The following is a 24,702-nucleotide window of genomic DNA, read 5'->3' on the forward strand; positions in this document are numbered from 1 at the left end:
CAAAATGTCAAATGTCAAGCACCGTCCCTGATGCAAGCGCGTAAGTACTTTAATTGTAGGGGGTAAGAAAAACAGCAAATGGCGGAAAAGAGGCAAAATGTCAAATGTCAAGCACCGTCCCCAAAGCAGAGAAAGAATCTCCCAAAAGCAGATCCTTCACTTCCGTTCAGGATGACAAAATAACGTCTGTCATTCTGGAGTCAAAAAGGCCCGGCTTTTCGAGAGAAAAGACGAGGCATTTTTAATCCTTCGTCGGCGTAAGTCGACGGAGGAGAAGTCAGGCCCAACCGGCCGAAGAATCTACCAAAAGCAGATCCGGAGTTTATCCTGAGAGGATCGAAGGGACTCCGTCCTTCGGACTGCGCTCCCCTCGATTTATCTCGGGATTAACTCTCTGTAACAAGCTCACCACGCTTTGCTTGTGACCTTTAACACAGAGTAAACAGGACGAAAAATACCCCGTGGAACGAGGCAGGCCTCATGCCCTCTGCGGATGGCATGGGTCTTTTTCGTTTCCATGCTGGTGTGTGCCGGGATTCGGTGTTGACAAGGGAAGGGGCTGTGGTATAATGAATCTTCGGTAAGGCCACTAGTGACAATGGATTGCACCCACGCCTCAGAAGGAGCTTATGTTCAGGAGAGCTGCAGTAGGCCTATATCTCAGGTTCACGGGGCCTTTCCTGAGAAGACATAAAATACCATTCACGGATGTCTTGAAGAACGCTGAGCGGATTCTCATTCGTCCGCCCTCTGGGCCGGGTGAGCTCCTCTTTTCTCTTCCTACTATAGAAACGATCAAGCGCAACTACCCTGATTCCGAGGTGAGCCTTCTCATTCCTGAGCGCAAGATCGAACTGGTGACTGGGACAGCGCTTGCAGACCGTATTATCGTGTACAGTGAACCACTGGTCCCATTCGGTAGCAAGTTCAGGGACCTGAAGAAGGGTTTGAGAAAGCTCCGCTTTGACCTATATCTGGATCTGAACAGACCCGGGGATCAAGACCGGAGGCTTCTTGCATCACTTGGAGCAGCCAAGGTGAGGATTGGCAATAGTAACGGCAGGGATTTTCCGTATCTGAACTGGGAGGTGAGGCCTTCGGGCCACGAGAGGGATGAGGTGAACAGAAACCTTTCTATGCTCTCATGGATTGATGAATCGAAGCGGGTGTTGATGCACCCTGACGGGCGCTTCGTCGGCGTTGCCGACAGACTGTGGCTGGAGGACTTCCTTCTGTCTCGTTCTTGGGTCCAAGATGAGAAACGTGTGATAGTAGATCTTACAATCCCCGGGACGAGAAGAGGATGGGGTACAGAGAGTCTGGTCGATATTCTCAAGGGGCTGGAACAGCTTTGCAGTCCCAGGCTGTTTGTCATTCCTCCGCCGGACTATGAGACGAAGAAAGGGTTTTTTGACTTGAGCAAGCATGTAACCAGGCAGGTCATACTCTTTAATGAGCCAGTTTCACGCATAACATCTTTGATGGAAAAATCCAATCTGATTTTGTCCTCAAAAAGTGACCTCTTCTCTCTTGGTTTTGCTCTTGGTATCCCGTGCATTCTACTGATACCTGAAGACGAAAAATTCTATCCACCAGAGGCTGAGTGGGTCAGAATCTTCAGACTCAAGAGGGGCAAGAAGGTCCCCTCTGGGGAGATAGTGGGGGCTGCCGCAGGTCTCCTGGAGAAAGAGAGAAGTGCACAGTAGGCTCTTCGCATACATAAAGCCATATCGAAAGCAACTCACCCTGTCAGTTCTGTGTATGGGTTTTCTGGCCTTGTCCAGTGGGCTTTCTCTGGGCATGATAATCCCTCTGGTTAATGCCCTTTTCAGGGGAGGCGAGGTCGAAATCTCAATAGGGCACACAGGCCTTGGATGGATACTCGACAGGATAAACGTCTGGTTAGCTTCTGCTCCGCCGATGGTAACGCTTGGGCGGCTGGCTGCTCTGATAGCCCTGGTCTACTTCTTCAAAGGGTTGTTCACATACCTTCAGAGATACTTCTCAGTGGTGGTAGAACAGGGGACAGTCAGGGACTTAAGAGAAGCCATATATAGACACCTGCACACCCTATCTCTCAGTTTCTTTCACACGCAGAGAACAGGCGTTCTCACATCAAGGATAACCAACGATGTCGTCTTCATACAGGGTGCTATTGACAAGGGATTCATTGCCCTGATCAGGGAATCTCTGCTTGTTCTCGTCTATGTGGCGATCGTCATATGGGCCTCCTGGAAACTGGCAATAGTCGCAATATTGATTGTGCCGCTGTCCACATGGATGATAATCCTTCTGGGTAGGAGGCTGAGGAGCAGCAGTCACAGCGTTCAGGAGGCGACCGGAAGCATCGCTTCCACCCTGACAGAGACGATCTCTGGTATGAGGGTCGTCAAAGCATTCTCCATGGAAAACTTTGAGATAGGCAAATTCGTGTCCCAGATCTGGGATTACTATAGAGCTTTCCTGAGATTTGAAAGAGTCAGCATGCTTGCCGGGCCCATGACTGAGTTTCTGGGCGTGATCGCCGCGTGCATCATACTCATATATGGTGGGTACCAAATTCTCATCATAGGAGAGTTAACTCCAGATAGATTCATACTATTCCTTGCCGCTTCCCTTTCTCTGATGCAGCCCATAAAGAGGATAAGTCAGGCGAATACCCAGATACAACAAGGTCTGGCCGCTTCCTCCCGAGTCTTCAGAGTCCTTGATGTTATGCCAGAGGTGCGGGAGGTCAAGGACCCCGTCACGGTCGAATCTTTCCGAGATTCAATAGTGTTTGATGGAGTCTCTTTTGGATACGAAAGCAATAGGACGATCCTGAACGACATTAATCTCCGGATAGGAGTTGGCGAAGTCGTCGCGCTGGTAGGACCGTCCGGCGCAGGAAAGTCAACCATCGCTGACCTTGTGCCGAGATTCTATGATTCCACTGAGGGAAAGGTGACTATTGACGGTATTGACCTGAGAAAGGCCAGGGTGGCCAGCCTCAGGAACCTGATGGGTATCGTCACACAGGAGACGATCCTTTTTAACGACACAGTGAGAAACAACATAGCTTACGGTCGGACAGATGCCAGCATGGACGATGTGGTGCTTGCCGCGACGGCAGCAAACATTCACGATTTCATAACAACTCTTCCAAAGGGCTACGACACTCTTATTGGCGAGAGAGGGGTGAGACTCTCTGGAGGCGAAAGACAGAGGATCGCAATTGCGAGAGCAATATTGAAGAATCCGCCTATATTGATACTTGACGAGGCCACCTCATCTCTTGATACCGAATCTGAGATGCTGGTTCAGGAAGCCCTGGGGAGATTGATGGAAGGCAGGACTTCGCTCGTAATAGCTCACAGGCTGTCCACGGTCAGGCGGGCAGACAGAATAGTCGTGGTCAAGGATGGAAAGATAGTTGAGGTTGGCACCCATCAATCTCTCCTTTCCAATGAAGGAACCTACAAACGTTTGTACGACCTGCAGTTCAAGGACATGAGCGGTGAAACGTATCCGGATACCAGCAAGAAGCCTGTTCTCTCACATTCTGTTGCAGTGAAACGACCGGCTGAGGATGCCGAACAGAAAGTTGACGTTAGAAAGCCCAAGCATGTGACTGGAGGAAAGAGGAGCTCGAACAAAGACATGGCTGTGCTCGAGCCCACAAGTTCGGATCTCATGCACAGGCTTGATGAAGACAAGAGGGCGAGGGCGGAGCTGGCTGCGCTTGAGCAGCTGACTGTGGCAATGCAGTCATCTCTCAACCTTCAACAGATCCTGAATGAGGCCGTAAAGATAGTCAGGAAGAAGTTCTCCTACCTGAACATTGCAGTACTGCTTCTCCAGGATGATGGGTCGCTGAGAATCGCGGCCCATGAAGGGTACAAAGATCTGGATATACCTCGCGCCGAGAGTAAGCTGGCAAGCAAAGGAGGAATAACCTGGCAGGCCTTGAAGGCGTGCAAACCCGTTGTAGTCAGGGATACTGCAAGTGAACCCCTCTATGTTGGCTCCAGAGAGAAGCTGAAGTCAGAGATTGCCGTGCCGCTGAGGGTGAAGAAGAGGCTTGTTGGCGTCCTGGACGTTGAAAAGGAAGGGCGGGGCTCTCTGGGGAGGAGAGATGTAAGGCTTCTGCGCCTGATTGCTTCAAGAATCGCTCTTGCTGCTGAGAACGCAAGACTCTATCAAGAAAAAGAGAGGCTTGCCGTTACTGATGACTTGACAGGCATATACAACTACCGTTTGTTCAGGGAAAGGCTCGTACAAGAGGTCAAAAGGGCCAGGAAAGAGAAGAGCAAACTGTCACTCTTGATGCTGGATGTGGACGACTTCAAACGCCACAATGATATGTTTGGCCACCTTGGCGGAGATCAGCTCCTGCGTGAGCTGGCAGTGCTTTTAAGGTCGAATGTGAGGAAAAGAGGATTGGTCACGAGATATGGCGGGGACGAGTTCATGATTATTCTTCCTCAATGCAACAAAGAAAAGGCGCTTTTGGTTGGCGAGAGAGTGAGAAAAGCCGTTGAGGAGTATTCAGGTCTTGAGGATGGTCCCCCAGGGAGCAAATTCACAATAAGCGTGGGCGTTGCCACCTACCCGGCTGATGCCTCGGACGGAGAAGAGCTTGTGGGCAAGGCGGATAAGGCATTGTACCGTGCCAAGCAGGGCGGCAAGAACAGGATATCAACATGATCAGACTTCCGGGAAGATCCAGGACAGCCTTCAAGAACTACATCTTTCTGGGCGCTCTCGTAATCGCTCTTGGGTCCTTCTTCTATACACAGAGCCTGGTGAGAAGGCTTGAAGATGCCTCAAAGACGATCACCAAGATGTTTGCCGAGTTCTACGCGAAGATGAGCCTTCCGGCTACTGCAACTTCATCTGTGGAAACCGGGATATTCTTTGAACAGATAGTGATGAAGATTACTTTCCCGGTCATTTTTACTGATGAGCGTGGCGTGCCCACTGCATGGAGGAACATAGGAATAAGCCCGGATGTCATATCCAGAGAAGAACTTGCGGCGGTCGATCCGGAAAACCCTCCCAGGGTTCTGGAGAGGGTATTCAATACGATAACAAAACTCGATTCTGAGCATGAACCCATACCCATGAATTTTGGCCGCCGCGTGGTTGGCTATGTCCATTACGGTGAGTCAAGAGCTGTGAGGGAGTTGAGATGGGCACCGATCATCCAGCTTGTTGTCATTGCCCTTTTTGTCATTGTGGGGTTTTTGGGGTTCAAGGCCATCAGGGTCGCCGAGGAGAATTTCATCTGGGCTGGTATGGCAAAGGAGACCGCACACCAGTTGGGGACGCCCATATCTTCGCTCTTGGGTTGGCTCGAGGCGCTCAAGGATTCCGGGAAGAGGAAGACAAAAGAGGAGATCATTTCTGAGATGGGGAGAGACCTGGCTAGATTAGAGTCAGTCACCTCCAGGTTCAACAGGATAGGTTCGCCTCCCAGGTTTGAAAGGAAAGACCTTACAGGCATGCTTTCCGAGACTGCCGATTATTTCAGGCTGAGGCTACCCAAACACGGGAAGAGGATTGAAATAGTGGAGCATCATGAACCTATTCCTGAGGTCGATGTCGATGAGGAACTCTTCTGCTGGGCGATTGAGAATCTTGTCAGGAACTCGCTTGACGCGATTGCAGGTGGTTCAGGGAAGATAGAAATCTCGGCCGGGTGTTCGTCTTCGGAGCCGGCTGTTGAGATAAGGGTAAGAGACAACGGCAGAGGGATGAGCCGGGATGAGAAGAGGAGGGCCTTCATGCCCGGATATACAACCAAGAAGTTCGGCTGGGGCCTGGGGCTTCCTCTTGCAAAGAGAATCATAGAGAACTATCATGGTGGCCGGCTGTTGATTGAATCGAGCCAGCCCGGCAAAGGGACGTGTTTTCTCATACGGATGCGGACCCAAGGGAACATAAGGTGAAGAAGTCAGGAAAGAGAATTCTCTGGGTTGACGATGAGATTGAAGCTCTGAGCTCTCATGTCTACCTCCTGGAGGGAAGAGGGTATGAGGTGTCCACTGCAACGAACGGTGACGACGGTGTATCTCTGTTGAGGTCCGAATCGTTTGACCTGATTCTCCTTGATCAAATGATGCCAGGCATGGATGGGATTACGACTCTAGCAGAGCTGAGGAGGCTCGACTCCAACGTGCCCATAGTGATGGTGACCAAGAGCGAAGAAGAGAGCCTCATGGATGAAGCATTTGGCAGGGACGTTGCCGATTTCCTGGTGAAGCCAATAAATCCGCGCCAGTTGATATCCACCTGCAAGAGAATCCTGGAGAAACGGCATATGATTGAGGAAAGGATGCCGCAGGACTATGCTTCAGACTTCAATAAGATTTCACAGATGAGGCTTTCAAGTCCTGACTGGAGTGACTGGGTGGACATATACTCGAGGCTTTGTGAGTGGGATGTATGGATGGACAGGTTCAAGGATGAGGGGCTTGGCAAAACCCATGCCGGCCAGAAGAAAGACTGTAACAGTGATTTCTGTAAATATGTTTCCTCAGAGTATACTTCCTGGGTATTGGGTAAAGAAGGGCCTCTTCTTTCACCACATATCTTCAAGGAGCATGTATTTCCTAGATTGAGAAAGAACCGGCAGGTAGTGTTCCTGCTTCTGGACTGTATGAGGCTGGACCAGTATCTTTCTATCGAACCTCTCCTGAAGCAAAGTTTCAACATAAAGAGGAATTTCTACTACTCCATTCTTCCCAGCGCGACTCCTTATGCCAGGAACGCAATCTTCAGTGGTCTGTTTCCCGTGGAGATGTCCAGGCATCATCCTCAGTTCTGGAGCACCAAAGGAGAAGGGAGTCAGAACAGGTATGAACGAGAGTTTCTTGAACTCGCACTGAAGAAGGAGATGGTGAGGCCCCGAGGGTTTGAATATGTCAAAGTCCTGAGCGCCAAGGATACAGAGAAACTCGCCGAAAATCTGCCGCATCTTCTGAACAATCAGCTTCTTTGCATTGTCGTCAATTTTGTGGACATTCTCACCCACTACCGATCCGAGTCGACAGTGGTCACGCAGATGACTGCTGATGAGGACGCATTGAGGTCCTTCACACATACATGGTTTGCCAGAAGCCGGATATATGAACTGCTTGGACGGATTGCCAGGAAAGATGTAGATGTGATACTAACGTCCGACCACGGTTCGATTCAGGGCGAACGGCCGTGCACCATTTATGGCGGAAGGGAGATCTCCTCCAATTTGAGATACAAGTTCGGCAGTTCGATAAGGTGTGACGAGAAACAGGCCTTAGTGATAAAGGATCCCGTTGAGTATATGCTTCCGACAGACGTTCCAAACAAGCGGTACTGCATAGCAAAGGAAGACTACTACTTTGTATACCCGACACACTACCAGCGGTACGTAAAGCAATACAGAGGGACTTTCCAGCACGGCGGAATATCAATGGAGGAAATGATATTGCCTGTCTGCACTCTCACTTCGGAATAGAAAAGATGGATGAGGAAGTTGCATATCTTGGGCTGGGGACAAACATAGGCGACCGTTTGAACAACCTGATTGATGCCAAAAGCAGGTTGAAATCTATTCCCGGGATCAGGCTCCAAAAGACCTCTTCTGTATACGAGACTGAACCTGCTGGAATGTCGGTGGCAAATAGCTTTCTGAATGCCGCCTTTTCAGTAATGACTTCCCTCTCCCCCCATCAACTGCTATACTCACTCCAGGGTCTTGAGTCGGATATGGGAAGACAAAAGGGAATGAAGATGGAGCCTCGAATAATGGACGTAGATCTACTCATGTACGGCTCTTTCAGGATTCAGGAAGAAGACCTTATTGTACCTCATCCTCGTATGCACCAGAGGAGATTCGTACTCGTCCCCCTTTGTGAAATAGCTCCAGAAGCCGTTCATCCCGTATTGGCTAGGAAGGTTCGTGATATATTACTTGAATTGGGTGATGAAGACGGCGTAAGATTCTATAGTGAATTTCCACTGAAGGACATCGGAGAGAGATGAGATGAATGAGCCGCGATTTCTCGCCGTGGAAGGCCCCATAGCTGTGGGCAAGACAGATCTGGCCAATGCCCTTGCCAGGAGGTTGAAGGCGAAAACGATACTGGAGGATGTCGCGGAGAATCCATTTCTTGCCGGTTTCTACAGAGATATGAGGGCTCACGCTTTTCAAACTCAAATATTCTTTCTCCTGTCAAGACACAGACAGATGCGAGAGATTGCGCAGGCTGATCTCTTTTTTGAAAGGGTGATAAGCGACTATATCTTCGCAAAAGACAGAATTTTTGCATATCTGAACCTGGATGACGAGGAGCTCTCTCTCTATGAGAAGATATATCCGTTCTTTGAAAGCGAAATTATACTTCCCGACCTGGTAATCTACCTGCAGGCAAATCCGGATCGTCTCTTCGAAAGAATGAACAAAAGGGAGAGACCGTACGAGCGGGCAGCTACACTCGAATATCTCAGAGAACTGAGTGAAGCGTACAACAGGTTCTTCTTTCACTACTTCAGCACTCCACTTCTGGTGGTGAATGCAAACGCGCTTGACTTCTCCAAGGATGAGGAGGCAGTCAAGGACCTGATAAAACAGTTCGAAAAGCCCTTCTCAGGCACCAGGTACTATGTACCACCTGCGGAGTAAGTTCGAATTCAGAAGGCGAGACCTGTGAGGCTGGTTGAGAACATCTCTGAAATGAAGGAATTGTCACTGAAAGCATTGTCCTCCAACAGGACAGTCGGCTTTGTGCCAACCATGGGCTATCTTCACGAAGGTCATTTGAGTCTGGTGAGGATCGCAAGAGAGAAGTGCGAACTTCTGGTTGCCTCCATATTCGTCAATCCCACACAGTTTGTTGAAGGAGAGGACTACGACTCATATCCAAGGGATATGGAGCTGGACGTACAGCTCCTGGATAAGGAGGGTGTAGATTTGGTCTTCTTGCCGAGAATAGAGGAGATGTATCCTGAAGATTACTCCACTTTTGTTGAAGTTGAGGATTTGACTTCGGTCTTGTGCGGAGCAAGCAGGCCGGGCCATTTCAGGGGGGTCACCACGGTTGTAGCAAAGCTCCTCAACATCGTGAGACCCCATTTTGCCGTTTTTGGTGACAAAGACTACCAACAAGCAATTGTGGTCAGAAGGATGGTACGCGACCTCAACATCGATACTGATATTGTGATGGGGCCAACTGTAAGGGAGGAGGACGGGCTCGCCATGAGCTCCAGAAATCTCTATCTGAATGACAAGGAGAGGAGCGATGCGACCATCCTTTACAGGTCACTTTTGAAAGGGAAAAAAATGGTCGCCTCCGGGACGGCCAATGCTTCAGAAGTGAAACTTGCTGTCAGAAAGATGATAGAAGAGAAGGATACTGCCAGAGTGGACTATGTGTCTGTGGTTCACCCTGAGAGGCTCAAAGAACTGCAGAGAATTGACGATGAGGCTGTTATTGTCGTAGCAGCCAGGTTCGGGAAGGCAAGGCTTATTGACAACATCAGAGTCTCTAGAAAGGAGCGAAACTAGATGCTCAGGATGATGTGCAAATCAAAGCTTCACACGCTAACGGTGACCGACTCAAACCTCAACTATGAGGGGTCGATAGAAATCGATGCTGACCTTCTAGATAAGTCTGATATTTTGCCCAACGAGATAGTGCTCGTGATAAACATGAACTCTGGAGCGAGGTTTGAGACCTACGTGATGAGGGGCGAACCCGGAACTGGTGTGGCGAGGTTAAACGGCGGCGCGGCGCGGTTGGGTGTACCGGGCGATGAGCTGATAGTCATCTCGTATGGCTTTATGGAGAGTGGCGATGCGCGCACATACAAACCGAAGGTTGTCCTCGTTGGTGAAAGGAATAAAATCATAGAAAAGAAGACGAGATGAATGTGGCAAACGAGAATGATGGTTGCTCGCTGATTGGTGGGTATGACTTGAAGGCTAGGGGCGCAGAGCAACCCCGTTGGTTAGGTAATAACGTAGGCGATGTACTATTTTTCTGGTAGGATTTGGAGTCATGCGCAGGGTGAAGAAGGGGACTGAGGAGGGAGCGAAGCTTGGCACTGCACTACTCCTGGTGGTCACTCTGCTGGTGATGTTTTTTGCTGCGTCCTTCATTTTCAGAATGGTGCACGAACTCCCGCAGCCGAAAGAAGAACCTCTGCCCAAAGGGATGAGAGTCGAGGTCTTGAATGGAAGCAGACATGACAGAATGGCTAGGAAGGTGGCTGTCCTTCTGAGGTGTGAGGGGGTAGATGTGGTAAATATCGACAACGCCAAATCGAATGATTTTCCCAAGACCGTGGTCGTCGATAGAGTGAGCAACGATATGAGATATGCGAAGGCTGTGGCCAAGAGGATTGGCTGCGGCGAAGTGATGGCTGAGCCCGATCCGTCTCTTTATCTGGAGGTGAGTATCATCATTGGGAACGATTGTGCGAAGTTGTTTCCGAGGGCGATGGAGGAGCAGTGGTGGTAGAGAGGGAAGCTTGAATCTGGGGCCTGTGGAGGTCGCGGAAATAGCGGCGGAGGCTGCGCAGGAGAAGAAATCAAAGAATACGTGCATCCTTGACTTGAGAGGTCTATCGTCAATAACAGACTATTTCGTCATATGCAGTGTGACTTCTGATGTGCAGGGAAGAGCGGTTGCTGATAACGTGCAGGAGGAGCTCTCCAAGAGCGGCGCTGATGTCTGGTTTGTCGAGGGGTATGAACATGCTAAATGGATTCTTCTGGACTATGTTGATGTGGTGGTGCATGTTTTCGAAGAGGAAACCAGAGATTTCTATGGTCTTGACAGGCTTTGGGGAGATGCTCCTCGAGCAAAACTGAGTACGGCTGCCAAAAAGGGCAAAAAGAAGTGAAATCCCCGAAGACATATGTGAAAGATGTACTACTGGAAGCTTTACGCAGCTGCGGGTTTGATAGGCCGCATACTGAAAAGGTAGGTGTCTCACTTCCCAAGAACCCCAGGTGGGGTGACTACTCTACCAATTCTCCTTTCTTGTTGGCTGAGGTGAGCGGGAAGGAGCCCGAGGAGACGGCAGCACGGATTGTGGATGCTATCCCAAAAGAGATGTTTGATAGAGTTGAAGTTGCCGCAGGATTCATTAACTTCACGCTCAGCCGTGACTTCCTTTTCGAGTTCGTGCGCGAAGCTTCAAGAAGCGGCCTTGAGTATGCAAGAAACGATTCAGGGAAAGGAAAGTCAATACTGATAGAGTTTGTGAGCGCTAACCCCACTGGTCCACTCGTGGTAGTGAATGCCAGGGCCGCAGCCATAGGCGATTCTCTGACAAGGATATTCAGGCACTGCGGGTACAAGGCTGAGTCTGAGTTCTACATAGACGATGCAGGCCGTCAGGTTGAAATGCTCGCTCTTTCTGTGGAAGCCAGACTCAAACAACTCCTCGGCCAGGAAGCAAAGATCCCGAAAGATGGCTATGCTGGTGAGTATGTTGTTGACCTTGCAAAGGGGCTCCTGAGTGATGCCGAGCATCTTCTTTCTCTGGGGCCGGAAGAGAGGTTATCCAGATTCAGGGAGTATGCCCTGGAGAAGATGCTAGCTTCTCAGAAAGACTCACTGGAGGCATTCGGGGTTGAGTTTGATAACTGGGCTAACGAAAGCAGTTTCAGGGGTGAGGGTGGAACAGACAGACTGTTGGAAACACTGAAAAAGGTGGGCGACACCTATGAGGATGGTGGCGCCCTCTGGTTCAGGTCTTCCGGATACGGAGATGAGCGGGACAGAGTTATCAAGAAATCGACCGGCGACCTGACCTATCTTGTTGCTGATAGCGCCTACCATGCTAATAAGTTTGATAGGAAATTCGACAGGATTCTCGACCTTTTCGGGCCTGATCACCACGCGCAGGTGCCCAGCCTGAAAGCAGTGCTGAAGGCTCTGGGTTATCCCGGGGAGAAGCTGGAGGTCCTTACTGTTCAGTGGGTCACACTTGTGAAAGAGGGAAAGAAGCTGAGCATGTCCAAACGCGGCGGCACATTCATAACCATGGATGAACTGACTGAAGATGTGGGGAAGGATGTTGCTAGATTCCTCTTCTTGATGAGAAGGCCATCATCTCATCTTGACTTCGATATCGACCTGGCCAGGAAGACCTCTGAGGAGAATCCTGTCTATTATGTTCAGTATGCGCACGCCAGGATTTGTTCAATCCTGGATTATGCTGGGCAACAGGGTGTGGCAATGCCCGGGTTAGAAGAGGCAGATCTTTCGCTGTTGAGCAAGCCAGAAGAGAGAGATCTGATGGTCCGCATCGCATCATTTACTGATCTGGTTGTTGAGTGCATGGAAGAACTATCTCCCCACAGGATTCCCTTTTTCCTCCAGGATCTGGCATCGTCCTTCCACAGCTTCTATCACAAACACAGGGTGGTGACAGATGATAAGCCTCTGAGCCAGGCACGGCTGCTTCTGTGTGACGCCCTGCGGGCAACCATTACGACGGGGCTTAGCCTGATTGGGGTCTCCGCCCCTGAAAAAATGTGAATTCCTTTACGCATAGGCCTTTGTGCTTCGTTGCTCGAAACTAAAGTCTGTCCCTGTCACCACATGCCCAAAAGCACGAAATTGCGAAAATAGAAAACGACATAGGTCCACGCCATCGGAGAGGGCGGGCAGGCCCCGTGTATCTCGCTTCGCAAGAAACGGGGGGCCGTGAAACACGCGCTCGTAAGACGAGCCGGGCCCCGTGTATCTCGCTTCGCGAGAAACGGGGCAGGCAGGCAGGCAGGGAGTGTGAGATTGCTTCGTCGCGCCAACCATTCTCCTCCATCGGCTAAGGCCGATGAAGGACCAAAAATGCCTCGTCTTTTCTTTGGAAAAGCCGGGCCTTTTTGGCTCGCAATGACCCTCCTTCGCTATTACCATAGCTTCGTAGGGCAGGCATGGTTTTTTGCCTTCGTCCTTTGCAATCTGTACTTTGTACTTCCAGTAGGGAAAAGCAGATCCTTCACTTTCGTTCCCCGTCTGTCTCGCTTCGCGAGAAACGGGGCGGGGGAGACGTGATGGGAAATTCCCGATTTCGGATGTTGGGGAGTGCGGGGGAGGGAGTTCCGTGTTCTCCAGCCAGGGCTGAGAGCTGGCGTATAGAGCGCGTTCCCTTTCACCTTGACATTGCCGGGTTCGTCATATATTATAGTGCCAAAAGAGGTTAGCAAATGCGCTACAGAGAGGCCGGGGTGGACATCGAGGCTTCCGATGAGGCTAAGAGAAGAATAGCCAAGATGGTCAAGGACGCTTTTGGTGATTCTCATCCCCTGAAGTTTGGTGGGTTCGGCAGTCTCTACAAGCCAGATTTTAGCCCCGCTGACGAGAACTATCTGGTGTCCAGTGTGGACGGTGTGGGAACGAAAGTGAAAGTAGCCATGATGGCAGATAGGCACAACACCGTTGGAGTAGATATTGTCAACCACTGTGTTAACGATATACTGGCCTGTGGAGCAGCACCTCTCTATTTCATGGACTACATTGCGACAGGAAAGATGAATCCGGATACTATTGAAAGCATAGCCTCCGGTCTTGTCAAAGCATGCAAGGAAGCAGGGTGTGTGCTCATCGGCGGAGAGACTGCTGAGATGCCCGGCCTCTATGCTGACAGCGATTACGATCTGGTGGGATTCATTGTGGGAGCGGTTAGTCGCTCTAATCTGATTGATGGCAGTACAGTGGAGGAAGGAGATGTCCTGGTGGGACTCGCTTCCAACGGCCTGCATACCAATGGATATTCCCTCGCAAGAAGAATCTTTTTTGAAGGCTGTGGACTTGAGATTGACAGCTATGTGGAAGAACTCGGCTCCTCAGTGGGTGAAGAACTCCTGAAGATTCACAGATGTTATCTGGATCCAGTTAGGGCGATCATGAAGGATCAGCAGATAAAAGCGATCGCTCACATTACCGGAGGGGGCTTCTTCGGCAACCTGCCGAGAACCTTTCCCGGGAATCTTGATGCGGTTATCAAACTGGGCTCATGGCCGGTTCTCGAAGTGTTCAATATGATACAGAGAGAAGGGAAAGTCCCGAGAGACGAGATGTACAGGACGTTCAACATGGGGATAGGCATGATTATTGCCGTGTCTGCTGGGTCATCGGCAGCCATTCTCTCCAGGCTGAAGAGTAGTGGAGCTCCTGCGTGGGAGATCGGCCGCATGGAAAAGGGGAGCGGCACGGTAACATTGAGAGAGGGATAGATGGAGAGTGAAAGTCGTACTTCTGCCATGAAACAACTCTGTGAAATCGCCCAGGAGGACGGCAGATACAGCGTTGATAGCTACGTCTTTCTTTTTGAGGCCCTCAGGTTCGCTCAAGCAAGGTTTCAAAAAAAGAAACACGTCAGCGGGAAAGAACTTCTGGAGGGAATAAGGGGACTTGCACTGGAGAAATTCGGGCCCATGTCCAAGAATGTGTTTGAACACTGGGGTGTCAGGAGCACTGATGATTTCGGAGAGATGGTTTTTCTCCTGGTGAAAGATGGCTTGCTCAGCAAGACGGACACTGACGACATTGAAGACTTTCATGAGGTTTATAGTTTTGATGAGGTCTTCATAAAAGGCTACAAGTATGGCTCCAAGGTTTAGCACCATGGTCGGATATTCAGAGATTTTGAAGGAAGAAGTGAAGCTGGGAGTACTCAAGAGTATGGTGGACAGTGTTTGCATGGACATAGTGAATGGAAAACTGAGTAGGGATGAAGCGAATAGTAGGGCCGCTAGGGTAAGAGAGAAAGCCGAACTTTTGATACCTGATATGATGGGCACCTTTGACATGATTTATGGCAGCAGATTCAAAAGACTAATACAGCAGTTTATTCTTGAAAAGAATGGCTAATCTAGTTACGCTGACCACAGACTTTGGAGACTCGCAGGGGTGTGTTGGAATCATGAAAGGTGTTATGGCCTGTATCAATTTGAATGTCAAATTCATAGATATGGCTCACGATATTCCGTCACACGATGTCTTCCACGCTGCCTTTGTGCTCAAGACTGCTTATAGATACTTCCCGGAGGGAACCGTACACCTGGCCGTGGTTGATCCCGGGGTGGGCGGATCGAGGAGACCAATCGCGGTTCGAACAGACATGTACTACTTTGTTGGACCAGATAACGGGCTATTCACATACATATACGGCGAAAACGAATTTGATGTGAGAGAGATAACCGAAGCCAAATACACACTGGGGGTGGATTCTACGACATTTGACGGGAGAGACATATTCGCACCCGTGGCAGCTTATCTTTCTCTTGGTGTTTCCATTGAGCAGTTTGGACAGGAGATAAGTGATCCTGTAAGGCTTGACATCTACAGACCTGAATACGGCAAAGGGTTCATCAAGGGTCATGTAATCCACATCGATCAATTCGGCAATTTGATAACTGACATAAAAAGAGATGAATCTGAGCAGGTGATGGACTTCAGGGATGTGAGAATAAGGGCTGGTGACTTGGTCATTGAGAGAGTATCTGGGGCCTACTCAGATGGTCCGCCTGGAGAGCCTGTATGTGTTTGGGGAAGCCACGGACATCTGGAGGTAGCTGTCAGCCAAGGCAGAGCTGTAGATTCGATAGAGGGGATGGGTAGAGGCGCAGAGGTTTTTGTGCAAGCGAACGAATAGTTCTACCTCAAGCCCCGGATAACTAGATTTCTTTGGAGGATCACATGCCGAGGGACTGGTTTGATATTGTAAAAAGAACACAGGAAGATCTTGAGTCTATATTCGACGATTTCTTCTTTTTCAAGAGTCCTATTGCCATGAGACCTGAGGCCGTGTGGAGACCTGAGGTAGATGTTTATCAGACAGAAGAGAATGTCATCGTGTGTATTGAATTGGCTGGCGTTCCCAAGGAGTCTATTAACATGTCTATACACAGAGATATTCTCGTCGTCTCCGGTGTCAGGAAAGAGAAGGGGACAGGTGCCGAGAAGAGGAGTTACTACAAGATGGAGATCAGCTTCGGCCCGTTTGAAAAGAAGATTCACCTGCCATGCCACTGTGATTCCGCTAAGGCGAGAGTGGAAGAACATTGTGGTATGGTGAAAATCATTCTGCCGAAGCTGGCAAGCCCTTCAACTGAAACGACGGAGATTGAAATAGAATGAATGATCAAGAGCATGGATTACTGGATCTCAGTGAGCGGCAAGCTGAAATAACTATACCAACCGGGCTGCCCATTCTGCCCATCAAGACCGGTGTGGTCTTCCCGTTCATGATAGTTCCGCTAATAGTCTCTGACAAGCAGTTGATACAACTGGTAGATGATGCCCTGGGATCTGACAAGCTAGCCGGTGTGGTAACTCAAGAGAAGCCTGAAATCGAGAATCCCGGGCCTGACGATCTCCACAAATACGGCACAGTTTCCCTCATTGTGAAGATGCTCAGATTCCCTGATGGCAGTCTGAGAATACTGGTCCAGGGCGTTGGTAGGATAAAGTTGACCCGGTTTACTCAGATGTCTCCTTACATGAAGGCCAAGGTAGACGTGATCAAAGAGCCGAAAGAAAAGTCGCTAGAATTGGAAGCGCACGTGAGAAATGCGGTAAATCTGTTTCAGAAGGTTGTTTCCATGGCCTTCTATCTACCGGATGAACTGCAGGCTGTTGTTCTGAACATCCACGATGAGAGTAAGCTTGCGGACTTTATCGCCTCCAACGTTAACTTTGACGTGAAAGACAAACAGTCCATCCTTGAGGCTGTGGACCTGAAGGAAAGGTTCAAAAGGCTCATTTCTCTCCTGTCAAAAGAGGTGAACGTGCTTGAGCTGGGTGCGAAGATAAGATCCCAGGTGAAGACAGAGCTGGACAAAGATCAGAGAGAGTACTACCTGCGAGAACAACTGAAGGCCATACAAAGAGAGCTGGGTGAAGAGGATGAGAGGGTGACAGAAAAGAGAGAGATGACGAAAAAGATACATACCGCCAAAATGCCCAAGGATGTTGAAGATGTGGCTTTAGCAGAGCTGGACAGGCTGTCCAAGATGTCAGTAGCGGCCGCGGAATACACAGTTTCCAGAACCTACCTCGATTGGCTCGTTTCGCTGCCGTGGTCTGTGGAGAGCGAGGATAACCTCGACATAAAGGGTGCAGAGAGCATACTCGATGAGGACCATTATGATCTCAAAGATGTGAAGGAGAGGATGCTGGAGTACCTGGCAGTGAGAAAACTAAAACATGACACCAAGGGCCCCATACTCTGTTTTATTGGACCACCTGGAGTTGGGAAGACATCCCTTGGGAAGTCAATCGCACGAGCCCTGGGCAGGAAGTTTGTCAGACTTTCTCTGGGAGGTGTCAGAGACGAGGCTGAGATAAGAGGCCATAGAAGGACTTATGTTGGAGCGCTCCCCGGAAGAATCATTCAGGGGATAAGGAAGGCAGGGTCCATGAATCCGGTTTTCATGCTTGATGAGGTTGACAAGATTGGCGTCGATTTCAGGGGCGATCCAGCAGCCGCGCTTCTCGAGGTTCTTGACCCAGAGCAGAACAACTCATTCAGTGATCACTATCTGGAGGTCTCCTTCGATCTGAGCAAGGTCATGTTCATAACCACTGCCAATATTGCAGATCCGATTCCGCCGGCGCTGAGAGACAGAATGGAAATGCTTGAACTCCCGGGCTATATCCTTGAGGAAAAGGTCCTGATAGCACGCAAGTTTCTCATCCCCAGACAGATTGAGGAGAATGGGCTCAGCACAGACCAGATAACTTTCCAGGGAAAAGCGATAACGACCATTATCGGCGAGTATACCAGGGAGGCAGGTGTAAGGAACCTGGAGCGGGAAATAGCCTCCATCTGCAGGAAAGCGGCCAGAAAGGTGGCTGCCGGTGAGAAGAAGAAGTTCGTCATTAGCAAGAAGACGGTTTCTGACATGCTCGGTCCGCGCAAGTTCTATTCTGAGGTTGCTTCAAGGACAGGAGAAGTAGGTGTGGCCACAGGTCTCGCCTGGACCCCGTCAGGAGGGGAGATACTATTTGTCGAAGCCAGCAAGATGAGGGGTCGCAAATCGCTTACTCTGACCGGCCATCTGGGAGAGGTGATGAAGGAATCCGCGCAAGCTGCCCTTTCCTACGTACGATCCGAAGCACACAAGTTTGGGATTGATGAATCCTTCTTTGAGAAATTCGACATCCATATCCACGTTCCCGCTGGTTCCACCCCCAAAGACGGCCCATCAGCCGGAATCGCCATGGCTGTCGCCCTTACCAGCCTTCTCAGTAATAGAAAAGTGAAACCTGCGATTGCGATGACTGGTGAGATGACGCTAAGCGGAAAGGTCCTCCCAATAGGAGGAGTGAAGGAGAAGGTACTGGCTGCCAAAAGGTCGGGTATCAAACAGGTCATACTTCCAGACAAGAACGAGAAAGATCTCCAGGAGATACCACCAGAGGTTAGGGAAGGGCTCAAATTCCACTTTGTGGGCCGAATTGATCAGGCAATCCGCATAGCCATCGAAGATAGAAAGAAGAGGTAATCCCACTTGTTCAGCGGGTCTTTTGTTGCGCTGGTGACACCTTTCAAGGGTGAATCGATAGATGAGGAAGGCCTGAGAAAGAATATCCGTTTTCAGATTGAAAACGGGACTTCCGGACTCGTTCCCTGCGGAACAACTGGAGAGAGCCCCACTCTCGGTCAAAAGGAGTGGGAAACGGTAGTATCCATAACTGTTGAAGAGGCAAAAGGAGAGGTGCCAGTCATTGCCGGCACAGGCACAAACTCAACCAAGAAGACGGTTGAAATGACCAAACGTGCGAGAGAACTGGGAGCCACAGCGGCACTGGTCGTCACGCCCTATTACAACAGGCCGACCCAGGAAGGTCTCTACTCGCACTATAGGAGTGTGGCCCTCGAGACCGGATTTCCCATGGTTCTCTACAATGTACCGAGCAGGACAGGTGTTAACCTCTTACCTGGGACCGTCCTGAGACTTTCTCGACTGGAGGAGGTTGTTGCTGTCAAGGAAGCCAGCGGGAACCTGGCACAGGCCGGTGAGATTGCAAACGACTGCAAAGGGCAGCTCGTTCTCTTGTCAGGGGATGACGTATTGACCCTCCCCCTGCTTTCTCTGGGCGCGACGGGTGTCATTTCCGTTGTAGCGAATGTTCTGCCAGGTGATGTATCACGCATGGTTAGAGACTTTCTTTCAGGAAAAGGGAGGGAGGCCAGACAGGGTCATGAGCGACTTCTTCCTTTGTGCAGGGCCATGTTCCTTGAGTCCAATCCTATCCCGGTCAAGGCGGCAATGAATATTCTCAAGATGCCGGCTGGGAAACCTAGATCGCCTCTTACTGAAATCTCGGAAAAGAACAAACATCTCCTTAGGGGAGCACTTGCTCGGTATGGTCTAATTGGGAAAGAGGGGACGAAGGGGTGAACACCTTACCCTCCTGAATGCCTAACTCCGGAGTCCTTCACATTCATGGAAAGTGAAAAGATAAAGGTTGTGCTTTGCGGAGCTGCCGGTAGAATGGGTTGTGCGGTGATAGATTGTTTTCATGCTGCTGAAGACGTGGAAGTGAGATACGGCATAGAGAAGAAGGGCCATCCAGAGGTGGGTAGTGCGCTAGAAGGTGTGCCCATCGTCTCAGATATCTCTTCTGCAATGGAGGATGCAGACTGCCTGGTCGATTTCAGCAGTCCAGCTTTTACTGATGAACTCGTAAAAATGAGTGATGAAAGAGGCAAGCCTCTTGTAGTCGGAACTACCAACCTGAGCGGAGAAACTCTTGGCCTGATAGAAAATGTTTCAGAAAGAATTGGGATTGTTCTCTCCCCTAACATGTCACCGGCAATGAATGTTCTATTCAGGATTGTCCCAGATGTGGCAAGGGCCCTGGAGAAAGGGTTCGATGTTTCGATTGTTGAGACCCACCACAGGTGGAAAAAGGATTCACCGAGCGGAACGGCTCGCAAACTCATGCGAATCTTGAAAGATGCAGGTTCAAAAGATCCACAGGTGAGGTCCTTGAGAATGGGCGAGATTATTGGAGAGCATGTGCTCACCTTCGCAGGAGAGGGTGAGACGCTCAAGATTGCTCATTGCGCGCAGTCTAGGGGGGCTTTCGCTTCGGGAGCCCTGCTTGCCGTGAGATTCGTGGTCAAGGCGAATCCCGGGCTCTATGATATGTTTGATGTCCTCAGACTGAGGTGAGCCGTGGGTCTTATTGTCCAGAAATATGGCGGTACATCCTTGGCTTCCCCGGCCAAGATAAAGAGCGTGGCAAAGAGAATCGTGGATCGAAGGGAGAAAGGGGATTCTGTGATAGTTGTCGTTTCAGCGATGGGCAGAGATACTGACCGTCTTTATGGGCTAGCCAGGAGGATTTCGAAGTCCCCACCCACGAGGGAGCTGGATATGCTTCTCACTGCGGGTGAACGTATCTCTATGGCCCTTTTGGCCATGGCTGTACATGACCTGGGTTATGAGGCAATATCGTTTACAGGCTCGCAGGTCGGGATCATAACCGATTCACGCCATACAGATGCGAAGATACTGGAGATAAAGGGGGATAGAATAGTTGAGGGCTTAAGACAGGATAAAGTGGTCATTGTTGCTGGCTTCCAGGGAGTAAGCAAGGAAAAAGAGGTGACGACCCTTGGGAGAGGCGGGTCCGATACCACGGCGGTTGCCATAGCAGCATCCCTCGGTGCAGACCTTTGCGAGATATTCACGGATGTGGAGGGTGTCTTTGCCGCTGACCCTGCGGTTGTTGCCGGTGCGAAATTGCTTGAAGAGGTATCCTATGATGAGATGATTGAACTTGCGAGCCTTGGTGCTTCAGTACTCCACCCGCGTGCCGTTGAGATTGCGGCAAAGACCAATCTGAAGCTGGTGGTGAGTTCGAGCCGCGCTAAGAACTTAGGCACCATTATCCGGGAGGGCAAGAAGATGGAGAGGGCTTTGGTGAAGGCTGTCACTAGCGATGTTCATATCGGTCTTTTGACCATGATGGATGTGCCGAGAAGCCCGGGGAGTATGTCTCAGATAGTGACCACTCTTACCGACAATGGTGTGCACCTGAAGTTCTTCTTCCACGGAGCTGGTCGTGAGAGGTGCGATCTATCCTTCATAGTTGCTGACGAGGACATAAAAACGTGTGATGAGATATTGAGCGCAATTTCCAGAAGGCTGGGTGGGAAAGGCCTCACCAGGAGGGATGATGTAGCATCCGTCAGCATTGTGGGGCCGGGAGTAGGTTCCTCAAACGACACCTTGACGAAAATGTTCGATTGTCTCGAGACAGAAGGCGCACATGTGGAGGCTGTGTCCACAAGCGAACTGAAGGTGACATGTGTGATTGGTCAGGATGTGGTAGACAAGGCAGTGAATGGTATGGCCAGGGTGTTCAAACTGCTCGATAAGGACAGTCAGAAGTCTTCATCTCCTTCCAAGAAAAGGCGGTGAGGAGCTGTTCCAATCGGAGGTTTCAAAGTGAGGGTGGCAATAGTAGGCGCGACAGGTCTTGTCGGGGAGATGATGAGGAAGGTTCTTGAAGAGCGGAACTTCCCCGTTGATGATCTCTTGCTCCTGGCCTCTGAACGGTCATCCGGAGCCAAACTCAAATTCAAGGGAGACTATCACGAGATTGTAGAACTGGACGCAGCTCACCTTGAAGGGATTGATATTGCCCTTTTTGCCACTGAGGCGGAGATTAGCAGGGAGTACGTTAACGCAGCAGTCAAAGCTGGCGCTGTAGCGATAGACAACTCCAGTGCCTTCAGAATGGATGAGGATGTACCCCTGATTGTGCCTGAGGTGAACTCAGAAAGGCTGCGTGATCACAAGGGGATTATTGCTAACCCCAACTGCTCAACGATTCAGCTTGTTGTGGTGCTCTGGCTGATTCACACCCACTCTACCCTCAGGCGGGTTGTTGTCTCCACCTACCAGTCAGTATCGGGGAAGGGGAGACAAGCACTGGAAGAACTTGCAGCCCAGATGGAGCGGTACAGGCCTCGTGTTTCAGATTCTCCTTATTCACTGCGTCCCAACGCAGAAGCGGAGGTCTTTCCTCATCGGATGATTTCGAACTTAATTCCACAGATCGACGATTTCACAACGGATGGACATACGAAGGAAGAAGAGAAGATGATCAAGGAGAGTCAGAAAATCATGGAGCTTCCGGACCTGAAAATTACTGCAACTTGCGTTCGCGTACCAGTCCTGTTTTCCCACAGCGAATCTGTCAACATTGAGACGGAGAAAGAGATAGGGCCTGAGGAAGCAAAGAGGTTGCTGTCTGCCTGTGCTGGCATCAAGATTGTCGATGAACCGCAACTTCAATCCTATCCTCTCCCATCACAGGCTTCCGACACTGACCTTGTGTATGTGGGGAGGATAAGACGGGACCGTTCTGTACCGCACGGCCTGAACCTGTGGATTGTGGCTGATAATCTTAGAAAAGGTGCCGCTACCAACGCCGTTCAGATAGCGGAGAAATTGCTTGACTTGGGTTTGCTCTGACTTATGATAGGCCGAGCGGAGGTTCAGAAAAATGGTAGAGGGGATGAAGGCAGCAAGAGAAGTTTTCCAGGTGCTTTCGAAGAAGGTTCAATTCAAGCCCGGCATAGGCATAATCCTGGGGACAGGATTGGGCAGACTGGCCGAAGACATAAAGGCGGTAAACGAAGTCTCATACGAAGACATACCGAACTTCCCTGTTTCCACGGTTGAAAGCCATGCAGGAAGGTTCATCTTCGGGAATCTTTCCGGAAAGAAGGTCGTGGCAATGCAAGGGAGATTCCACTACTACGAGGGCTACTCCATGCAGGAGATTGTGCTCCCGATTAGAGTGATGAAGCTTCTCGGCATTAAGGTCCTTATAGTCTCCAACGCCTGCGGCGGCATCAACCCACTTTTCTCTGCCGGAGATATTATGCTTATTGCTGACCATATAAACCTTCTGGGGCAGAACCCACTCATTGGTCTCAACGACGAGTCGATCGGTCCAAGGTTTCCTGACATGTACAACTGCTATGACGGGGAACTGGCGCAGGTCGCCGTGAAGGTTGCTCTTGAAGAGGGAATAGATCTAAAGACAGGTGTCTACGCCGCCCTGAGCGGTCCCAATCTGGAAACTGCCGCAGAGTACAGGATGCTGAGAATAATAGGTGCAGACGTGGTAGGGATGTCCACCGTACCAGAGGTGATTGCCGCTAGACATATGGGGATCAAAGTGATTGGGTTCTCGGTTATTACAGACATGGGTCTACCAGATGCTCTGGGCCCAATGAATCTTGAGAAGATAATAGCCACAGCCAATAGATCGGAACCGATCCTGACCAAGCTGATCGGTTCTGTGACGGGGAGGATAAGAGTCTGAGCAGGATCGGGATATTTCTGGTTCTTCTCATCTGTATGACTTTGGTGAGTTGTGCATCCAAGGAACAGCTCGTGCGTCTTGATGCGGAAGATCAGTTCGCTGTGGCAAAGAGGGATTTTGACAAGGGGAAATACTCCCGGGCTGCCGATGGTTTCAGAAGGCTAACATTCGAACATCCCGGTTCTGCCAGAGTGGATGAAGCACAGTTCCGGCTGGCAATGTGCTACTATAAGATGAAAGACTACACACAGGCTGAAGCCGAGTTCAGGCACCTTGCCGTCAACTATCCGGATAGTCCTTTTGCCAATGATGCGTTCTTCTACACAGGGATGACACATTACAGGCAAATGCCCGCCTACTACCACGATCAGTCTGAAACGCATAAGGCCATAGACTCCTTTTCCAGATTCCTGGTGAGATACCCTGAGAGCGAGTTTAGCTCCATGGCGAAGGAGAGAATCAGAGAGTGCAGGGACAGGCTCGCGCATAAGGAGTTGGAGAACGGCAAGCTCTACCTCAAGCTTGGAGTGTATGAGTCTGCCGTACTCTATTTCCAGCTGGTGGTCCTGGAATATCCTGACACCAGGTGGAGCGAGGAGGCGAAGAGGCTCCTGAATAAGTGGCAGGATAAGATTGGCTCAAGCGAGTCAGACACATCCCAGACCAAAAAGTGAGGTTTCTTGTTGAGAAGAGGCTCCGTATGTATCTTCGGGGGTGCTTTTGACCCTATACACATAGGCCATCTCATCGTTGCCGAAGATGTGAGGGTGAGGATGAATTTCGAAAAGGTCTATTTCGTTCCCTGTAATGTGCCCCCCACCAAGGATACGGCAGAGGCTTCCCCACGGGACAGAATGGAGATGGTAAAGCTTGCCATAAAGGGCAATTCGGGCTTTGAAGCTTCCGACATTGAAATAAGAAAGGAAGGTAGGTCCTACACGGTTGACACTCTGAGAGAGGTTTCAAAGACACTTGGAAAGAACAAGACGATTTACCTTCTTATGGGGACGGACCAGTCAAACGCCATAGAGAGCTGGCACAGGCCTGAAGAGATTGTGAAGATGAGCACCATAATCGCGATGAGGCGCCCGGGGTTCACCGGGAAGAAAACGCCGGAGGAGTTTGCTCGAAAAGTGAGTGTGATCCATGTCAGGCAGGTTGACGTTTCTTCGACAGAGATAAGAAAGCGGTTGCACCTTGGGTTGTCAATAAGATATCTGGTCACAGAACCTGTTCTGGACTATATATACTCGCGTGGATTGTACACCCAGGCGACTGAACACAGGTAAAGTACAGGGTACGGAGTACAGAGGACTGGGGGAAATTAGGAATTGCTGATTACGAAACCGATCCCTTCCTCACCTTT

24 protein-coding genes are annotated in these 24,702 nt (G+C 50.2%); all 24 read left to right on the forward strand.

Features of this window, described 5'->3' with window-relative positions; translation table 11 throughout:
* Positions 1–629 precede the first annotated feature (629 nt).
* Positions 630–1,706, forward strand: a complete 1,077-nt coding sequence (locus tag E3J62_05950; protein ID TET45872.1) for a lipopolysaccharide heptosyltransferase family protein — start codon at positions 630–632, stop codon at positions 1,704–1,706.
* Positions 1,696–4,686 (forward strand): diguanylate cyclase, encoded by a 2,991-nt coding sequence (locus tag E3J62_05955; protein TET45873.1) that lies wholly within the window; start codon positions 1,696–1,698, stop codon positions 4,684–4,686. Before E3J62_05950 ends, E3J62_05955 begins: the two co-directional genes overlap by 11 nt.
* Positions 4,683–5,930, forward strand: a complete 1,248-nt coding sequence (locus E3J62_05960; GenBank protein TET45874.1) for a HAMP domain-containing histidine kinase — start codon at positions 4,683–4,685, stop codon at positions 5,928–5,930. The genes E3J62_05955 and E3J62_05960 overlap by 4 nt, the downstream gene beginning before the upstream one ends.
* On the forward strand, positions 5,927–7,477 hold the full coding sequence (locus tag E3J62_05965; protein ID TET45875.1) for a response regulator: 1,551 nt from the start codon (positions 5,927–5,929) through the stop codon (positions 7,475–7,477). The genes E3J62_05960 and E3J62_05965 overlap by 4 nt, the downstream gene beginning before the upstream one ends.
* A 5-nt stretch (positions 7,478–7,482) precedes the next feature.
* Positions 7,483–8,004, forward strand: a complete 522-nt coding sequence (gene folK, locus E3J62_05970; GenBank protein TET45876.1) for a 2-amino-4-hydroxy-6-hydroxymethyldihydropteridine diphosphokinase — start codon at positions 7,483–7,485, stop codon at positions 8,002–8,004.
* 1 nt (position 8,005) lies between these two features.
* Positions 8,006–8,644, forward strand: coding sequence for a deoxynucleoside kinase (locus E3J62_05975; GenBank protein TET45877.1), 639 nt, complete (start codon positions 8,006–8,008; stop codon positions 8,642–8,644).
* Positions 8,645–8,668: 24 nt separating this feature from the next.
* Positions 8,669–9,526 carry a pantoate--beta-alanine ligase gene (locus tag E3J62_05980; GenBank protein TET45878.1) on the forward strand — a complete coding sequence of 286 codons (858 nt, stop codon included), beginning with the start codon at positions 8,669–8,671 and terminating at the stop codon, positions 9,524–9,526.
* Positions 9,527–9,889 carry an aspartate 1-decarboxylase gene (locus E3J62_05985; GenBank protein TET45879.1) on the forward strand — a complete coding sequence of 121 codons (363 nt, stop codon included), beginning with the start codon at positions 9,527–9,529 and terminating at the stop codon, positions 9,887–9,889.
* Between the two features lie 130 nt (positions 9,890–10,019).
* Positions 10,020–10,481, forward strand: a complete 462-nt coding sequence (locus E3J62_05990; GenBank protein ID TET45880.1) for a LytR family transcriptional regulator — start codon at positions 10,020–10,022, stop codon at positions 10,479–10,481.
* Positions 10,482–10,491: 10 nt separating this feature from the next.
* Positions 10,492–10,866 (forward strand): ribosome silencing factor, encoded by a 375-nt coding sequence (gene rsfS, locus E3J62_05995; GenBank protein ID TET45881.1) that lies wholly within the window; start codon positions 10,492–10,494, stop codon positions 10,864–10,866.
* Positions 10,806–12,512: an arginine--tRNA ligase gene (locus E3J62_06000; GenBank protein TET45882.1), complete on the forward strand. Its 1,707-nt coding sequence runs from the start codon at positions 10,806–10,808 to the stop codon at positions 12,510–12,512. The genes rsfS and E3J62_06000 overlap by 61 nt, the downstream gene beginning before the upstream one ends.
* Before the next feature lie 671 nt (positions 12,513–13,183).
* Positions 13,184–14,212, forward strand: coding sequence for a phosphoribosylformylglycinamidine cyclo-ligase (locus E3J62_06005; GenBank protein TET45883.1), 1,029 nt, complete (start codon positions 13,184–13,186; stop codon positions 14,210–14,212).
* Positions 14,213–14,599: a hypothetical protein gene (locus tag E3J62_06010; protein ID TET45884.1), complete on the forward strand. Its 387-nt coding sequence runs from the start codon at positions 14,213–14,215 to the stop codon at positions 14,597–14,599.
* On the forward strand, positions 14,583–14,849 hold the full coding sequence (locus E3J62_06015) for a hypothetical protein (GenBank protein ID TET45885.1): 267 nt from the start codon (positions 14,583–14,585) through the stop codon (positions 14,847–14,849). Before E3J62_06010 ends, E3J62_06015 begins: the two co-directional genes overlap by 17 nt.
* The gene (locus E3J62_06020) at positions 14,833–15,633 is read left to right on the forward strand and encodes a hypothetical protein (protein ID TET45886.1); all 801 of its coding nucleotides are present in this window, start codon (positions 14,833–14,835) and stop codon (positions 15,631–15,633) included. The genes E3J62_06015 and E3J62_06020 overlap by 17 nt, the downstream gene beginning before the upstream one ends.
* A 44-nt stretch (positions 15,634–15,677) precedes the next feature.
* Positions 15,678–16,118, forward strand: coding sequence for an Hsp20/alpha crystallin family protein (locus E3J62_06025; GenBank protein ID TET45887.1), 441 nt, complete (start codon positions 15,678–15,680; stop codon positions 16,116–16,118).
* Positions 16,115–18,487, forward strand: coding sequence for an endopeptidase La (gene lon, locus E3J62_06030; GenBank protein TET45888.1), 2,373 nt, complete (start codon positions 16,115–16,117; stop codon positions 18,485–18,487). Before E3J62_06025 ends, lon begins: the two co-directional genes overlap by 4 nt.
* A gap of 6 nt (positions 18,488–18,493) precedes the next feature.
* Positions 18,494–19,387, forward strand: a complete 894-nt coding sequence (locus E3J62_06035) for a 4-hydroxy-tetrahydrodipicolinate synthase (GenBank protein TET45889.1) — start codon at positions 18,494–18,496, stop codon at positions 19,385–19,387.
* A gap of 45 nt (positions 19,388–19,432) precedes the next feature.
* Entirely contained in the window at positions 19,433–20,164 is a 732-nt protein-coding gene (gene dapB, locus E3J62_06040; protein TET45890.1) for a 4-hydroxy-tetrahydrodipicolinate reductase, read from the forward strand.
* Between the two features lie 3 nt (positions 20,165–20,167).
* Positions 20,168–21,418: an aspartate kinase gene (locus tag E3J62_06045; GenBank protein ID TET45891.1), complete on the forward strand. Its 1,251-nt coding sequence runs from the start codon at positions 20,168–20,170 to the stop codon at positions 21,416–21,418.
* Between the two features lie 69 nt (positions 21,419–21,487).
* Positions 21,488–22,477, forward strand: coding sequence for an aspartate-semialdehyde dehydrogenase (locus E3J62_06050; protein TET45911.1), 990 nt, complete (start codon positions 21,488–21,490; stop codon positions 22,475–22,477).
* 31 nt (positions 22,478–22,508) lie between these two features.
* Entirely contained in the window at positions 22,509–23,336 is an 828-nt protein-coding gene (locus E3J62_06055) for a purine-nucleoside phosphorylase (GenBank protein ID TET45892.1), read from the forward strand.
* Positions 23,337–23,371: 35 nt separating this feature from the next.
* A complete protein-coding gene (gene bamD / locus E3J62_06060) occupies positions 23,372–24,010 on the forward strand; it encodes an outer membrane protein assembly factor BamD (GenBank protein TET45893.1) in 639 nt (212 codons plus the stop codon).
* 6 nt (positions 24,011–24,016) lie between these two features.
* The gene (gene nadD, locus E3J62_06065; GenBank protein ID TET45894.1) at positions 24,017–24,625 is read left to right on the forward strand and encodes a nicotinate (nicotinamide) nucleotide adenylyltransferase; all 609 of its coding nucleotides are present in this window, start codon (positions 24,017–24,019) and stop codon (positions 24,623–24,625) included.
* Positions 24,626–24,702: the final 77 nt, after the last annotated feature.

The organism is candidate division TA06 bacterium, assembly GCA_004376575.1.
Taxonomy (GTDB): Bacteria; Hydrothermota; DG-26; order E44-bin18; family E44-bin18; genus E44-bin18.

What these genes read in the sequence shown, in the direction of transcription:
- E3J62_05950 (TET45872.1), top strand. Translation starts at nt 630, where the DNA reads ATGTTCAGGAGAGCTGCAGTAGGCCTATATCTCAGGTTCACGGGGCCT.
- E3J62_05960 (TET45874.1), top strand. Translation starts at nt 4,683, where the DNA reads ATGATCAGACTTCCGGGAAGATCCAGGACAGCCTTCAAGAACTACATC.
- folK (TET45876.1), top strand. Translation starts at nt 7,483, where the DNA reads ATGGATGAGGAAGTTGCATATCTTGGGCTGGGGACAAACATAGGCGAC.
- E3J62_05975 (TET45877.1), top strand. Translation starts at nt 8,006, where the DNA reads ATGAATGAGCCGCGATTTCTCGCCGTGGAAGGCCCCATAGCTGTGGGC.
- E3J62_05985 (TET45879.1), top strand. Translation starts at nt 9,527, where the DNA reads ATGCTCAGGATGATGTGCAAATCAAAGCTTCACACGCTAACGGTGACC.
- E3J62_05990 (TET45880.1), top strand. Translation starts at nt 10,020, where the DNA reads ATGCGCAGGGTGAAGAAGGGGACTGAGGAGGGAGCGAAGCTTGGCACT.
- E3J62_06005 (TET45883.1), top strand. Translation starts at nt 13,184, where the DNA reads ATGCGCTACAGAGAGGCCGGGGTGGACATCGAGGCTTCCGATGAGGCT.
- E3J62_06010 (TET45884.1), top strand. Translation starts at nt 14,213, where the DNA reads ATGGAGAGTGAAAGTCGTACTTCTGCCATGAAACAACTCTGTGAAATC.
- E3J62_06015 (TET45885.1), top strand. Translation starts at nt 14,583, where the DNA reads ATGGCTCCAAGGTTTAGCACCATGGTCGGATATTCAGAGATTTTGAAG.
- E3J62_06025 (TET45887.1), top strand. Translation starts at nt 15,678, where the DNA reads ATGCCGAGGGACTGGTTTGATATTGTAAAAAGAACACAGGAAGATCTT.
- lon (TET45888.1), top strand. Translation starts at nt 16,115, where the DNA reads ATGAATGATCAAGAGCATGGATTACTGGATCTCAGTGAGCGGCAAGCT.
- dapB (TET45890.1), top strand. Translation starts at nt 19,433, where the DNA reads ATGGAAAGTGAAAAGATAAAGGTTGTGCTTTGCGGAGCTGCCGGTAGA.
- E3J62_06050 (TET45911.1), top strand. Translation starts at nt 21,488, where the DNA reads ATGATGAGGAAGGTTCTTGAAGAGCGGAACTTCCCCGTTGATGATCTC.
- E3J62_06055 (TET45892.1), top strand. Translation starts at nt 22,509, where the DNA reads ATGGTAGAGGGGATGAAGGCAGCAAGAGAAGTTTTCCAGGTGCTTTCG.
- bamD (TET45893.1), top strand. Translation starts at nt 23,372, where the DNA reads ATGACTTTGGTGAGTTGTGCATCCAAGGAACAGCTCGTGCGTCTTGAT.